The following is a 16,009-nucleotide window of genomic DNA, read 5'->3' as shown; positions in this document are numbered from 1 at the left end:
ATACTGAAAGTAGAGATACTGATGATGTGGAGTGAGGAAGTCATAAGGTACTAAATGACGATGATCGGTTCTTCATAATGCATGAAAAGGGGAAGTAAATGGAGGAGAGAGGACAGCGTATATCAGCGGCCCCGTGGGATATGTTTGAATTGTTATGTGGGATGTGGAAAACGCGAGCGATTGCTACCGCCGTCGAGTTTGGTATCCCGGATCTTGTGGCGGAAGGCCCCAGGACAGTGAGTGAACTGGCAACAATCACCGGTACCCATGCATTGTCGCTCTATCGTCTGTTACGTGCCCTTGCATCTCTAGGAATTTTTGAAGAGGTGCCGGGAGAAGATGTGGTAGAGGCAAAGAAATTCACCCATACAGAGATGTCGCGCTATTTATGTAGCGGACAAAAAGGGACAATGTATTTTATGGCGCGGGCGGTAGCGTTTCCACAGAGCTGGAAACTCTGGGACTATCTGAGCCACAGTGTGCGGACCGGTGGCTCTGCCTGGCAGCTTGTAGAAGAAGAGGAACTCTGGCAGTATATCTATAATAACCCGGAAAAATATGCAGTGCTGGAACAATTCTTCTCCTCTCTGGCGTCATTATTGACTCCTGCTCTGGTGCAGGCTTATGATTTCTCGCATGCTCAACTGGTAGTTGATCTAGGTTGCGGGCACGGAATGTTGCTGAGCTCTCTTTTACAGACATATCCTCATCTTAAGGGAATATGCGTTGATCGGCCTGACGTCCTTACGACTACCTCGTGTATACTTGCCTCTAACATCAAAGAGGGACGCGTACAGTGTATCGCTGCCGATGTGCGGCAAGAAATACCCGCAGATGCTGATATTTATATTCTGCAACAGGTGTTACACGATATGTCGAATGACGACTGTATCGTGGTTCTAAAAAGCTGTAGGCAGGCATGCAAGCCGGAGAGCAAGCTGCTGATTATCGAATGCCTGCCCGACACCTGTGCTGCTTCGTCGTATGGTACCTTTATGGACTTGCAGGCGTTACTTGCGGTGGAGGGCGCAGGTGTGCGAACTGTTGCCGAGTATAGCGCATTAGCGGAAGCCGTTGGTTTTTCGCTGGTACAGACAATTCCTACAGCCTCCTTTCTGATGATTCTTGAGATGACTGCATGTCAGGCAGCAAGGCAGCAAGATTAGATGCCTGTAACACCTGTAGCACCGAAATATCAAGACCGAGCTCGCGCTTCAATTGGCTGCTTAATTGCAGCGCTTTGAGGGAATCGAGCCCCAGTTCTGTCGCGGAACGCTGGAGCATAGAACGCGAAACGGTGATCCCCAGAACACTGTTCAGTACGGCAAAAAAGCGCGTGTGTTGCTCTTTGTGAGTCCGTGTTTGTTCTGGAATGAACAGGTGTGGATATGGCCCCTGAAGGTAGGACTCAAGTCGGGCTAATGCTTGCTCGAAAGGAAGTGTTTCAGCAACCTGCCAGGCTGTGTTATCTTCCGAGGATTGGGTCAGTTCTCCCCAATAAAACGAGAGTGCAGGCAGGCCGAGCATGCGCCGATGAGCGGCCAGGAGCGAAGGGAACATTGTTTCAGCCCTGTCGCCTGGAAGATGGCCGGAAAAGAGCAGGAACAGGTCCAGTGGAAGAGATTGTGTCTGAATATGAAGATTCCAGAGCGCCTGCTGATCGGCTCTCCGCGCGGCTTCGTCGGCATAGTGCTGTGTTGTTACAGTCAGGTGAATGATACCGCGTAACGGAGGGAGCGTGTCCTTCAACTCGTTGAGTAACCGGGCGACCGCTTCAGGTGCGGCCAGATCGGTCGGGATGAAGCAATACCGGGCGCTGCTTGCCTGTAATAGCTCAAGCACATGTCGAGGAGGAGTGGGAGCCGCGAACGTCAGATGCCGTGCGCCACGAGCGATCAGCCAGGCGGCGATACTCGGTCCGATGCTTTCCAATGCTCCCGTGAGCAGATAGGTTGCATGCGGCTGGAGGCTGAAAGCAGACATGGACGGTTGGGCGGGTTCCCGATGCCTGTGATACTGGCTTGCACTCTGTAACAGCGTTTCCAGAGAGACCTTGTTTGACAGGGTCTGAGAAGAACTGCATCCCGCTGCGGGGTGCCATGTTTCGGCGTGCAGAGGAAGCTCCTGTTGCGGGACAGGAAGCGCCTGTAAGCGAAGCCTCTGAGCTTCGAGCAGTGTCGTTTGTTGTGTATCAAAGAGGGTGATATTCACAGTAAAGCAAGCAGGTGTCTTTTCCTGTATCTGTATCAGGTGATACAGGCGTGTGGGGAGCGTCCCGGACTGATACAGGCTGAGACGTTCCAGCGCTATGGGAATGAAGGGCCGCGTATCATGCTGTGCTGGCCCGAAGAGCGTAAGCACAGAGAAAAGCTGTTGGAGAGCGCTTTCAAGCGATCCAGAAGGGTTGTCTGTGCGGCAAAGCCATACGCGTCTGTCGGCTGAGCAGCGAACCTCAGTAATTGACACAGGGGATCGACGTATTCCCCGGCTCCACAGCAGAAATTGAAGTTCTACCGACGAAACGATACAGGAACAGCGCTGTTTCAGCGCCTCCTGATCGAGCGGAGCAGGCTGCGCGGACGGCTGGCTGATTCGGGCTCTGGCGAAGGGGCTCCATTCCTGCTGTTCATGACGAGAGAACAGATGCACAAAGTTGTCTGGCGGTACGAGTGCTATTTGCAGGCAGGCTGTTTCTCTGAGTAGTTCGTGTTGCATGAATTGCTCGATAGAGATGGGTCCAGCGCCAAACGCCTTACCCGCGACCGCAAGCAGCAGCATGAGCAGGCCACCCGGAAGCTGTGTTTCAAGCGTCGTCTCCCAGATAGGCAGCGCGGTAGCCAATTGGCGGCCTAACAGCGGATGAGAGGCGCCTTCAGGTACCGTGCATGAGGTTGTTCGCGGCGTGAGCCAGTAGCGCCGTCGCTGCCAGGGATAATGGGGTAGTGGCACAAGCTTCCCTTCAGGCATACTGTTCTTCCAGCGGAGCGGCCAACCTCGCACGTAAAGCGCTCCCATTGTGCGGAGCGGCGTCAATGGGTCCTTCCGGTGAAGAGTGGGGAGAATGAGCCCCTGGATGTCGTGGTATTGCAGGCATTCAGAGAGATAGCCGGAGAGGACAGGGTGAGGGCCGATTTCCAGGAACACCCTGTAGCCCTCCTGAAGAAGCGTGTGCACGCCATCGGCAAAGCGGACAGGCGCATGCAGGCAGTTCCACCAGTGAGCTGCGTCGCCGTCTCGTTGCGCTTTTCCCGTCACGGTTGAAACAAACAAGCGGCGGGCCAATCGTGCCGGAAGCTGTGGGCAGGTGTTGATGAACTCCTCGCGAAGCGGGTCCATAGCGTGCGAGTGCAGAGTATAATCCAGCGGGAGATAGCGGCAAAAGATGCCCTGTTGCTCAAGTTGGCTGGCTATCTGATGCAGGGATGCTGCATCTCCCGATAAAGTCACCGATTGAGGAGAGTTGATTGCGGCCAGCGAAATCGTGTCAGAGCAGTCGGCAAGCAGGGCAAGGGCCTGTTCCTCCGGGAGACTGGCCGCGAGCATGCGCCCACAGTTCTCTGTTTGCTTGAGGATTTTATGGATAAAGCAGAACAGATGGAGGGCCTCTTCAAAGGTCAATAGTCCGGCCACATGAGCGGCGGTAAGCGCTCCCATGCTATGCCCGATGGTGGCCTGTGGCTCGACTCCATGGGCCTTCCAGAGCTCGACGAGGGCGACCTGAAAGGCGAAAAACGCCGGAGCAACAATATCTGCATGGTGGATGCGTGAGTGCTCGCTATCCGCAAGGAGTTCTCTCATAAGCGACCAGCCAGCATGACGTTGAACGATCGGGTCGTAGCGTTCGATCGCTGCACGGAATACAGGTTCCTGCTCGAAAAGCGCATGCGCCATACCCCACCATTGCGAACCAATCCCGCAGAAGACGAAGGCAATCTTCGGGGTGATGCCCTGGCGGCGCCCGACAAGCGGATAGGGATCGCCTGTTAAGAAGGCGTCCAGTTGCTCACGGAGCTCCTCTTGCGACTGAAAAACAAGCGCTAACCGATGAGAAAAATGGTCCCGGTGAAACAGCGCGCTGGAGCACATATCATGCAAAGAGATTGGCTCTTCCGCGAAACGCCTGTAGGCATGAGCCTGCGCGACAAGCCCTTCGTGGCTCTGTGCCGAAAGGGGTAGCAGATAGCCGGAGCGTGTATACGTGGTCTTTTGCTCGGGTCCGGTCTGAAATTCCTCAAGGAGCACGTGTGCATTGGTTCCACCAGAGCCGATACTATTCACCCCTGCAAGCAGGGGAGCCTCTTCAAGCGGTGTGAGTTGTTGGGGGACGCGCAAACGAAATGAGGCAAAGGGAATATAGGGACCCGGTTGCTTGAAGTGCGGATTGGCGGGAAGCTGTCGGTGTTTCAAGATCAGAACTGTCTTGAGCAGGCCTGCAATGCCTGCTGCCGCACCGAGATGCCCGATAACCGCCTTCACGGAATCAATCCAGAGATCAGCGTACCGATGCAGACCAAGCGCTGTCCCCAATGCGTAGCACTCGGCTGAATCGTGAAGAGGGGTACCGGTCGCATGGGCTTCGACATAATGAACCTGTGCGGGCGTGATAGCGGCTTCGCGATAGATTCGCCGGAGAAGCGCTTCCTGGGCGGAACTGGTGGGGTTTAGCGTGCTTGTTCTGCGTCCATCCTGATTGGTTCCTGACGCCCGGATGATTGCATGTATCCGGTTTCCATCGGCCAGTGCATGGGCAAGAGGCTTGAGCAGGATCACGCCAGCTCCCTCGCCGCGTATCGCGCCGTCAGCGTCCGCATCGAAAACCTGACAGTGAGCAGAGGGCGAGAGCCAGGATGTTTTACAGGCGCAAATCTGGGCGATGGGATCAAGCAGCAGGTTGACGCCGCCCGCGAACGCTAGCTGACATTCCCCTCTTCGCAGGCTCTCGCAGGCCAGATGGACGGCAACCAGAGAAGACGAGCAGGCGGTATCAATGCTGAGAGATGGCCCATGCAGGTCGAAAAAGCCTGAGATGCGGTTTGAGGCAAAGCTGTGCGCTGTTCCGGCCTGTGAATAGGCATCGATCAGCGTCGGGTCTTGCTGGAGGAAACGGCTATAGTCGTGAGCGCTGATCCCAATAAACACGCCTGTGGACGAGCCTGCAAGCTGGCGCGCGAGGAGCCCTGCGTCTTCCATTGCTTCCCAGCACGTTTCCAGCAGAAGGCGTTGCTGCGGGTCTATCTGTACAGCTTCTTCATCGGTGATGCCAAAAAAGGCCGCGTCAAACAGGTCAATCTGGTTCAGAAAGGCCCCACGACAGGTGTACATTTTGCCAGGGGCGTCGGGCTCAGGGTGGTAGTAAGCAGCAGTATCCCAGCGCTCGGGAGGCAGATCGCGTATCACATCGGAGCCACTGCACAGAAGTGTCCAGAAATCATCAAGCGTACAGACGTTGCCCGGAAGCCGGCAACCGACCCCGATAATCGCAATGGGTTCCGGTCGCATAATTGATTCCTCCTCACCAATAGAGCCGCTGCTGCACTTTGTCCAGGCAACTTTGTAAAGTGCGGGCCACATGGCAGACGGCAGGCTCGTTGAGCATCGTATCATGCTCACCCGGCACCATATGTACCTCGACACCTTCTGTGGCAAACTCCCGCCAGGAAACTGAGAGATCATGGCCCTGTTCCGTGCTGGTCATTTGCTGTAAGAGGGGCAGAGCATCGGTAGCGGTGCGGAAGAGAGTTATTGTGCCGTCGAAAGGCGTATGAAGCGTATACTGTGCTGCGATTCTGGCATTATGAAAGCTCTGATAGAGAATGTTCTGCACAAATGCCTGTGATTCCCCTTCGGTGGTCCAGCTTATTTCAGGGCGAGCAGTCAGACGAGCGACCCACGCCTGTTGTTCCTCTTCACTCATTTGTTGTAGCTCAGCTTCGTCTGGACCATCAACGCCAGCAATATCCATCGCGTAGCGAATCAACATTGCGGGATTGTTTTGCTCTTCCCAGTTGGAACCATCGGGCAGGTAGGTGTCAAACAGTGCGAGGAGTTCAACGGGCTCACCGAGCTGCTGGAGCTGGATCGCAATCTCGAAAGCGATCAGACCACCCATCGACCAGCCTCCGAGCAGATAAGGCCCGCGTGGTTGCAGATCCTGTATGGCCTGCCGATATGCGGTTGCTATCTCTTCGAGGCAGGTATAGGGCGCTTTCGCGCCGTAGAGATGGGGCACTTGCAGACCGTAAAATGGCTGTGTATCGTCCAGGTACTGAACCAGTTTACGGTAGCAGAGCACATTTCCTGCCGCCGGATGGACACAGAAAAAGGGCAGGCGGCTTTCATCTCCGCGTTGCAGTGAAACCAGAATCGAGCGTTCGTCCATGTATATACCCTTTAGTTATTATTGATCTCTTCGTATAAAGGCTGTGATACAGGTGAAAAGTGAAACGGGAGCTTAAGAAGACTGCAAAACTGGTCGCTTGCCAGATATTCTGGCGGGACGGTGCGATCACGGCGTAGCTCTGGAAGCTGCTCGAAGACCATTGGTAAGGCAATAGAGGCTTCCATTCGGGCCATATGGGCCCCCAGACACCAGTGGATTCCCCGTCCGAAGGAAAGATGCGGGTTGTGCTGGCGGTGAATGTCGAAGCGATCGGGATGCGAAAACACCTCCGCGTCGTGATTGGCGGAGGCGATCCAGGCAAAGATGTTGCTATTGGCTGGAATGTGCTGATCCCTGATGACAATATCGGTTTTTGCCTGCCGCCGCACGCCCCACAACGGAGAGCGAAAACGCAGCACCTCATCGAGAAAGCTCTTCATCAGCTCAGGAGTATGCAGGATCTCAGCCTTGATGTCCGGGTACTCATCACACAGATACACGGCATGGCTCAGCATGCTTGGTGTTGTCTCGATGGCTCCTAGAATCAGGGAGACAAGAAAAATGGCTGTCTCGGCATCGTTCAGATTATGATGCCGCCCGTTCTCTCCAACCGTGAGTAGCTCGTGAATCAGCCCCGCCGATGGCTGGTTTGGAAAGACCTCGTCCTGAAAGAAGCGAACAACCTCTTTCATCACAACAAAACGCTCCTCTGGCGGTCTTGTGACATCGAGAATCAGGGGGTGCTCCAACCAGGTTTTGAGCTTACGATATTGGGCTTGAGAGAGGTTGAAGAGCGCCATGACAGCTCGCTCATGCAAAGGATAGGAGAAATCGAGCGGGAAGTTTGTTTCACCTCGGGGGCGTATCTGGTCAAGGAGCTCCTGCGTGATCGTGCGAAATTTCTCGGCAAGGGGCGCGAGTGCCTGTACAGTAAAGTGACGCGATACGGGATAACGATACCAGCCGTGACGAGGAGGCTCCAGAGCTACCAGGACCGCCTGAAGGAATGCTTCCATATCCTCATTGTCTTTTTTGCGTGGGAAGGTAGAGAAGACCTCGTGTTTCGTCAGGATAAAAGCCACATCATGGTAGCAGAAGGCGTGCCATGTCTGTGTGGCTGGTTCGTAGTAGAGCGGGTGCTGTTCCCGCATGTATTGAAGCCACCCATATGGATCTTTCAATTGACTGGGGAGAACGCGCGTTCCCATCTCCTCCATGTGACAACCCCTTTCTTGAGCGTTTTTGAACTGTACAGTGCTGAATGTATGAGTATGAATAGAAAAATTTTTACGCACTTCGCCTATCCTGAGATATAGTATACTTGCGGCTCAAAATGATATTTTTCTTATACATATGCCAGTATGCTTGCTTAGAAGTTTGACATTAGACTGATGGTAAATCAGAAACTATACTTATGTTTCATGCCAGGCTCTCTATTCTGGTATAGGCATGCCTCATTTGAAAAATAGGACAAAAGTTTAAATACTTGAACTGGAAGAAGAAGCGTATTATCATGAATACAGATCTAAGGAGGTTGAATATGGTTGTAGAGGATAGAGATCAAGCTGCGACAAAGGCCTTTTCCGAGAAGGTGATGCGTGATGTTGCAGGGTGGTTAGCCTCATTAATGGCCTGTATTGGTGATCGTCTTGGCCTTTTTGCCTGTCTGGCACAGGGGGAGGCGACTAGCGAAGAGCTTGCGGAGCGGGCTCAAATCAGTGAGCGCTATGCCCGTGAGTGGCTCGGCGCGATGGCATGCGCGGGCTATCTGGACTATGATCCGACGAGCAAGCGCTTTTGTTTGCCTCCGGCTCATGTTCCGGTACTTGCTCAGGAGGATGGCCTGTTCTTTGTTGGTGGACTGCTTCAGGGTACTTTTGGCGCTCTTCCGGCTCTGGGGCAATTGCTGGCTGCCTTCCGAAGCGGGGAAGGCGTACCGATGTCGGCGTATAGTGCTGACGCGTTCGAGGGTATGGCACGACTCTCCAATAGCTGGTTTGAGAACTTGCTGGTACAAAAATGGATTCCGGCAATGCCCGCTGTGCAGGAGAAGCTGATGCAGGGTGCGCGTATGGCGGATATTGGTTGTGGACAGGGGCGAGCGCTGTTGAAGCTGGCTCAGGCATATCCAAAAGCGCACTATTGTGGCTATGATATCTTCGCCCCGCATGTGGAGCGAGCGAACGCGGATGCCCGGGCTGCTGGTGTGGCCGATCGTGTGCGCTTCGTGCAACTGGACGCCGCCGAAGGGCTCCCTGAACAGTACGATATCATCACCACATTTAACATGGTTCACGATGCGCCGGACCCATTGAAGCTACTTCAGGCGATCAGGCAAGCGCTTGCTCCCGGCGGGCACTATATCTGCACGGAAGTGGACGCCTCGGACAAGCTGGAGGAGAATAAGGGGCTGCATGGAACGCTCTTCTACTGTAGCAGCGTGCTCTTCTGCATGCCGACATCACTCGCTTTTCAGGGGGCAGGTCTGGGGACATTAGGCTTGCCAGAATCTAGATTGCGTGAGTTTTGTCTGAAAGCAGGGTTTCGCGACTTGCGGCGACTACCGGTTGAAGCGCCAATGAACGCCTTTTATGACATCACGGCATAGCTACGGGAGCTACTTTAGTGCTTAGCAGCATAAGGTGCGACTCTTTGTGAATATAAATATATAAATTCTAAAACGAGAGAAAAATGAGTATAATGTATGGAAGATGTCATTGCAGTATGCATCTTCTTAGACAAGAGCGTGCTGCGGTTAGAGTGAAAGGAGCGCTTGCGTTGTCAGTGGAAGTGAAGCACATAGCCCTTGTCAGGCGCTACATTGAGGGCTTGTGGAGTGGTGAGCGCATCGAGAACCCCCACGAATGGTTCACAGATGATTTTGTTGCGCATGAAGCTACCGGGACACATGTTATTCATGGATATGAACAGTTCATCGCTCTTGGCGAGCAGTTCATGGAAGCTTTTCCTGCCATTGAAGTGAAAATGCGGCATATTGTTGCTTCAGGTGAGAATGTCGTGGTGCATTGGACCCATCGTGGAAAGCCCCGGATCGCGCTGCCGGGCCTGCCTTCGACCGAAAGCGAGGCTCTGCTTGAAGGAATGGCACTTTTTCGTATAGCACAGGGAAAGATGGCGGAGGTCTGGGAAGTCGTACAGGTACGATGCCTCGCATCTTGAGATCTGTATCAATGTACTCGCGAATTTGACTGTATGTATGCTTCGTGGTTTGGTGGAAAGGAGAACGGCGCGGTGGTACAGCGCCCGGTCAACGAGAAATGGATACACTGACCTGTGACAACAATTCACCTGGACTGCTCAAACGAGAACCTATTGCGATTGTTGGTATGAGTTGCCGCTTCCCGGGAGCGCAGAATCTGCAAGCGTTCTGGCAGTTGCTTCGTGAGGGAAGGGATGCGATTAGCGAGATACCGCCGCAGCGCTTCTCGCTCGATCAATACTACGATGAACGGCCTGGCATTCCCGGCAAGATTATTTCTCGCTATGGTGGCATGCTTGAGGAGATAGACTGCTTTGACGCGACCTTTTTCCAGGTTCCGCCACAGGAAGCATCCTGGATGGACCCACAACATCGCCTGTTGTTAGAGGTCGCTTGGGAGGCGCTGGAAGATGCCGGTTTTCCCCCGGCCCGCGTGCAGGAGAAGCAGACAGGCGTCTTTATTGGTATGTGGACAAACGACTATGAAGACCTGCAATTTCGGGATCTTGCGTCTATCTCTCCATATGCAGTTGTGACCGGTGTTCGCTCGGTTGCAGCCGGGCGGCTGTCGCACTTTCTCAACGCGCAGGGGCCGAGCATGGTTATCGATACGGCCTGTTCGTCTTCGCTGGTCGCTGTGCACCTGGCCTGTCAGAGTTTACAGGCGGGAGAGTGTCAGGTTGCGCTGGCGGGTGGCGTCAATCTCGTGCTGGAGCCCTCTCAATCGATTAGCTTTTCACAGGCAGGCATGCTTTCCCCGGATGGTCGTTGCAAGTTTGGTGATGCACGAGCAGATGGCTTTGTGCGTAGCGATGGCGTCGGGGTGGTCGTCTTGAAGCCGTTGGCACAAGCGCTGGCTGATCATGATCCGATTTATGTGGTGATTCGAGGAAGCGCGGTCAACAATGATGGCAGTGCGCCAGGAGAGCAGCGCCGACTCTCGAAACCGAGCCTGAGCGGGCAACGCGACGTTTTGCGAAAGGCCTATCGGCAGGCGGGTATAGCGCCCTCACAGGTTTCTTATGTTGAGGTGCATGGAACAGGAACCAGCGCGGGTGATCCTGTGGAGCTTGAGGCGCTAGGTGACATTCTGGCTGAAGGGCGCGCCCCCGATTTTCCTTGTTTGGTTGGGTCGGTCAAGACAAATATCGGCCATACAGAGGGCGCGGCGGGTATCGCGGGCCTTATCAAGACCGCACTGTGTCTCAGACATCGAACGATTGTGCCGACTCTGCATTGTCATGAGCCCAATCCAGCCATTTCCTGGTCACGTGTTCCGTTCCACCTGCCGCAAAGGGTCCAGCCGTGGGAGTCGCATCCTCTTTATGCGGGTGTGAGCTCCTTTGGCATCAGCGGCACGAATGCCCATCTCGTGCTGGAAGAAGCGCCCAAGCAAGCATCTCCTATCGCGGCAGAGGAACCAGATGCGTATCTGTTGCCGCTTTCGGCCCACTGTCCGGAGGCGCTTCTAGAGCTTGCTCGACGCTATGAGTCTCTATTGAGCGAAACGCAGTTATCGCTGGCAGATGTGTGCTACACTGCCAGCGTTCATCGGGCACATCATCTGTATCGGCTTGCGCTTGCGGGCACTTCCCGGGCGGAACTGCTGGACCAATTACGGGCCGGGCCTCAGACTGCTGCCGTACAAGCGCCGAAAGTGGTTTTCGTCTTTCCCGGGCAGGGCTCGCAGTGGCCTGGTATGGGTAGAGAGCTTTTGCGGCAGGAGCAGCACTTCGAACAGATGATTCAGCGGTGTGAGCAGGCAATGCGTCCCTATGTTGATTGGTCTCTGAGAGAGGTATTGACGACGGACGAAGGCGCGGCGCTGCTAGAGCGTATCGACGTGATTCAACCGACATTATTCGCGCTTGAAGTGGCGCTGGCTTCCCTCTGGCGCTCATGGGGCATCGAACCACAGGCGGTCATCGGTCATAGTATGGGCGAAGTGGCGGCGGCATGGGTGGCCGGGATTGTGAGCCTTGAGGATGCGGCACGGATCATTTGCTGTCGTAGCAAACTGATGCGCGGTCTGGGGCAACATGGGGCGATGCTTTTCGTTGAGCTCTCGTTTGCCGAAGCGCAAAGCCTGCTTGCCGAAAATCGTGAGCAGGAGGTATCGTTAGCTGCCTGTAATGGTCCACGTTCTGTGGTGCTGTCGGGAGATCGGGGAGCGCTTGAAGCGATCATGCATATAGTCGAGCAGCGTGGGATCTTTTGTCGATTTGTCAGGGTCGACGTTGCTTCGCACAGCCCCGCGATTGATCCCGTTCGAGATGCGTTGCTCGATGCTTTAAAGGAGCTGCAACCGCAACCCACGCGGATTCCCATGTTCTCGACTGTCACAACAGATGAGGATGCACCCTGTGATGCGGCCTACTGGGTCCGAAATATTCGTGAGCCGGTCCTTTTCGCGCAGACCGTGCAGCGCTTGCTTGAGCAGGAGTTCACCATTTTCCTTGAGGTGAGCCCGCATCCAATCCTCATTTCAAGCCTGCGCCACTGCTTTGAGGCAGCAGGCAAGCAAGCGATCGCGGTTGGAACGCTGCAACGCGAAACTCCTGAACCGCTGGCTCTGCTTCAGGCGCTTGGCCGACTCTATGAGCGGGGATGTACTCCTGACTGGAGCTGTCTGTACCCGCAGTCGCGACAACGTGTGTCGCTGCCTCTGTATCCCTGGCAGCATCAACGTTTCTGGTTGCCTGCTTCAGCGAGGCCGCTTTCACTTGAGGGAGAGGCACAGCAGCGTTTTCCGTTCGTGCAGCTTCATTGGCCGTTCGCGCTGCATCCTGAGACGCATTTCCTGCTGACCCGGCTCGCGTGCCAGCGCTTTCCCTATCTGCGGGACCATCGCATTCATACAACGATGATTCTCCCTGCTACGGCTTATATAGAGCTGGCCCTGGAGGCTATCCGCGTTATTCCGGGAGCACGTCACGCTCTTCTTGAGAACCTTGAGTTGCTCAATGCACTTGCGCTCTCGGATGACGAGCCGCAGACGATTCAGACCATTCTAGCGCCTGATGGTCCCGGGCTCTTCACGCTGCATATGTTCCGGCTAACAGAGGATGAATCCCACCTGCATGCACGGGGCATAGTACGCCTGCTGCAAGCCGCTCCCCAGGCTCCTGAAGTATCGCTTTTGGAGCTGCAACAGCGCTGCTCAGGCGAGGTCTGCACCGCCGAGACCTTCTATCACGATGTGGGGATGCGCCGGGCGAACTATGGACCTGCATTTCGTGGTGTGGAGCGGCTATGGAAGGGGGATGGTGAGGCACTGGCTTTGCTTCAGCCTTCCGAAGCGGTGAAACAGGGAACGCAGACATATGTGCTGCACCCTGCGTGGCTGGATGCCTGCTTGCAGACGCTTTTCGGGACGATTCCTGCCATGCTGGATGGGAAACGTATCGGAGCCAGAGACACCTATGTTCCGGTGCATATCAAGCGAATGAGCGTGTATGCCGCGCTGGAAGCGGAACGCTATTGGAGCTATGCCCGTCTGCAAGAGAATAGTGAGGCTGATCTACTGGTTGGTGACGTGGTTGTGCTGGATGCGCAGGGGCAGGTTCTGGTAGAGCTTAACGGCGTTCTTCTTCGGCGAAGCAAGCAGGAGGCACAACAGGAATACCTGTATCAACTGCGTTGGGAAGAGCAGCCATCAGCGCAAACGGAAGCAACGTTGTCTCCGCTGCTCCTTTTCGCGAATGAAGATGATGAAACGGCGAAACAGCTTGAACTGGCTCTGCAAGAGCGTGGGCAGGCCTGCATAGTAGTGCAGCCGGGCGCAAATTTTCAGCGCCTTGATGCGCATCGCTATCAGCTTGATCCGGCTCTCGAAGCGGATTGGGAACAGTTTTTTACACAGATTCCTGGGACAAACTATACGCTGCTCTTCCTGGCAGGCGGTAGCATCGAGATGGACAGGCCGGCCGAGCAACTTGAGGATGAGTATCTGACACTGTGTGGGCGCTGGTTAGCGCTGGTTCAGGCGCTGGTGAAAGTGCCGGAGCCTCCTTTTCTCTGGCTGGTGACGCGTGGGGCTCAGGTGGCGCTTGCAGAGCAGAAGACCGTGAACTGTGTTCAGGCGCCGCTCTGGGGGCTGTGTCGTGTTTTGCGAAATGAGCATCCTACGATACGTTGTAGCATACTCGATCTCAGCCCTGTTCCATCGGTGCGAGAGCTCTCTATGCTCCTTGATGAAGTAAGTCGGTGCGAAGCCTATCAAGAACTGGCGCTGCGAGGCACAACGCGCTACATGCATCGCCTGTTACGTGAAGACGCGCTACCGGTAGTGGCGCCGCGCTCCGTTGAGGAGCCCGATCAGTTCTATCTGGAAACGACGCAACCCGGCTCACTGGATGCGCTGCGGTTTCGGCAGGCGGAGCGACGTGCCCCTGGTCCCGGCGAAGTCGAGATACAGGTACATGCTTCAGCGCTCAATTTCAGGGATGTGCTGTCAGCTCTGGGGATGTCGCCGACCTCTGCGCAGGGGGTGGACCCGCTCGGCATTGAGTGTGCTGGCATTATTACAGCTGTGGGCCCGGGAATTGAAACGGTACATGTGGGTGCTGCGGTGATCGCTCTGGCTCCACATGCGATCGGAGCGTACGTCACAACTGATGTTCGTTATGTGTTACCCATCCCCGAGCCATTGTGTTTTGAGGACGCGGTTACGATCCCGATTGCCTTTCTGACGGCCTCCTATGCACTTCATACGCTTGGGCATATGCAACCTGGTGAGCGAGTGCTGATTCATTCGGCAGCGGGTGGTGTTGGTCTGGCGGCGGTCCAGTTAGCGAAGCTGGCCGGAGTAGAGATCTTTGCTACCGCCGGAACGCCTGAGAAGCGGGCGTATCTGCAATCGCTTGGTGTACAGCATGTCATGGATTCACGTTCGCTTGAATTTGCCGAAGAGGTGATGCGGCTGACGAACGGCGAAGGGGTAGACCTTGTCCTGAATGCGCTTGCGGGAGCATATATCCAGAAAGGACTTTCGGTGCTGCGGCTCTGCGGGCGCTTTCTCGAGCTGGGCAAACGCGACATTTATCAGGGCAGTCAGCTATCGCTGGCTCCGTTCCGCAATAACCTTGCCTATCATGCAATCGATCTTGATAAGCTGATCAAGGGACGCCCCGGGCTGATTGGTGGCCTGCTTGCCGCGATCGGGCGCAAGCTGGATGAGGGCCAGATTACGCCGCTGCCCTATCGCTCTTTCGCACTCTCGGATGCAGAAGATGCATTTCGCTATATGGCCCAGGCAAAACATATCGGAAAGATTGTATTGACGCATCAGCCGCAGAAGGCGCGGCCGAAACACGTTGTCTCGATTCCGGTCATCGTGCGGGCTCAGGCAAGCTACCTGATCACTGGCGGCCTGGGAGGTATTGGCCTGACAATGGCCCGCTGGCTGGTTGAGCAGGGAGCGCGGCATCTGGTGTTGCTTGGAAGAAAGGCGCCTTCTGCTGAAGTGGCTCGCTTCCTTGAGACATTGAGTGCCCGAGGGGTACAGGTGCGGGTTGCCGCGGTGGATGTCTCCTGTGAAGAGCAGCTTGCTCGGGAACTCGCTTCTATTGAACGCACGATGCCGCCGCTTCGCGGAGTGCTGCATGCTGCGGCGGTGCTGGATGATGGTATGTTGATGCAGCAGAATCCTCGACGCTTCCAGACAGTGATGAGGCCAAAGGTACGCGGGGCCTGGAATCTCCACCGTCAGACCCTTCACCATGCGTTGGATTTCTTTGTGCTCTTCTCTTCGGCTGCAACCCTGATTGCTCCTCCGGGACAAGGAAACTATGTGGCTGCGAACAGCTTTCTTGATGCATTGGCTCATTATCGGCGGGCGCGTGGCTTGCCCTCGCTCTGTATCAACTGGGGCGCATGGGGAGAGATCGGCTTTCTGGCGTCACGTCCGGAGCTTGGACGGCATTTTGAGGGGCGTGGCCTGATTCCGCTTGATCCTCATGAGGCAACGGAGCTCTTCGGGCGCTTGCTTTTGCAGCGTAAGCCACAACTCTGTGTCATGGCAATGGATTGGGAGCGCTGGCAAAAGTTTTATCCGGTTTCCTGTGAAGCATCCTTGTTGCGACGCCTGATGCCTGAGGAGGTGCGTCAGGCACAGACGGGAGAGGAACAGCCGTTCTCATGGGGTGAGGGGCCCCTTGCCGCACAGCAGGCCCGTCTGGAAGCGTACTTGCAGGCGCAATTTGCCGAGATTCGGGGCATTGAACGAGTCTCTGTCCAGACGCCGCTGTTACAGCAAGGACTTGATTCTTTGATGGCTGTTGAGCTACGCAACCGCATTCAGCGCGACCTGGGCATTTCCTTGCTGGTCAAGCACCTGCTCGGCAAGGCTACCATTCGACAGGTTGCGGCACTGCTTCGTGAGGCGTTTCAGATGACGGATAAAGGGTAGT

The 16,009-nt window shown here is 55.3% G+C and carries 7 protein-coding genes; 4 read left to right on the top strand and 3 right to left on the bottom strand.

Annotated elements, in window-relative coordinates:
• Positions 1–140: 140 nt before the first annotated feature.
• Positions 141–1,166, top strand: coding sequence for a methyltransferase (locus tag KTH_RS11795; protein WP_497618787.1), 1,026 nt, complete (start codon positions 141–143; stop codon positions 1,164–1,166).
• On the opposite strand, the gene KTH_RS11790 is transcribed toward KTH_RS11795, so the two are convergent.
• From KTH_RS11790 to KTH_RS11780, 3 genes are read right to left on the bottom strand one after another with little or no spacing between them, the layout of a single operon-like run.
• On the bottom strand, positions 1,102–5,499 hold the full coding sequence (locus KTH_RS11790; protein WP_497618785.1) for a beta-ketoacyl synthase N-terminal-like domain-containing protein: 4,398 nt from the start codon (positions 5,497–5,499) through the stop codon (positions 1,102–1,104). The genes KTH_RS11795 and KTH_RS11790 overlap by 65 nt on opposite strands.
• 13 nt (positions 5,500–5,512) lie before the next feature.
• Positions 5,513–6,379 carry a thioesterase domain-containing protein gene (locus tag KTH_RS11785; RefSeq protein WP_497618783.1) on the bottom strand — a complete coding sequence of 289 codons (867 nt, stop codon included), beginning with the start codon at positions 6,377–6,379 and terminating at the stop codon, positions 5,513–5,515.
• Between the two features lie 11 nt (positions 6,380–6,390).
• Positions 6,391–7,587 (bottom strand): cytochrome P450, encoded by a 1,197-nt coding sequence (locus tag KTH_RS11780; protein WP_497618781.1) that lies wholly within the window; start codon positions 7,585–7,587, stop codon positions 6,391–6,393.
• Positions 7,588–7,919: 332 nt separating this feature from the next.
• Here KTH_RS11780 and KTH_RS11775 point away from each other — a divergent pair, with 332 nt between their 5' ends.
• From KTH_RS11775 to KTH_RS11765, 3 genes are all read left to right on the top strand, one after another.
• Positions 7,920–8,987 (top strand): class I SAM-dependent methyltransferase, encoded by a 1,068-nt coding sequence (locus tag KTH_RS11775; protein ID WP_497618779.1) that lies wholly within the window; start codon positions 7,920–7,922, stop codon positions 8,985–8,987.
• Between the two features lie 176 nt (positions 8,988–9,163).
• A complete protein-coding gene (locus tag KTH_RS11770; RefSeq protein ID WP_170142477.1) occupies positions 9,164–9,559 on the top strand; it encodes an ester cyclase in 396 nt (131 codons plus the stop codon).
• Positions 9,560–9,657: 98 nt separating this feature from the next.
• Positions 9,658–16,008: an SDR family NAD(P)-dependent oxidoreductase gene (locus KTH_RS11765; RefSeq protein WP_497618777.1), complete on the top strand. Its 6,351-nt coding sequence runs from the start codon at positions 9,658–9,660 to the stop codon at positions 16,006–16,008.
• Position 16,009: the final 1 nt, after the last annotated feature.

Source organism: Thermosporothrix sp. COM3 (assembly GCF_059696735.1).
The sequence above is the reverse complement of the archived record's forward strand: the minus strand, read 5'-3'. Positions and strand labels throughout refer to the sequence as shown.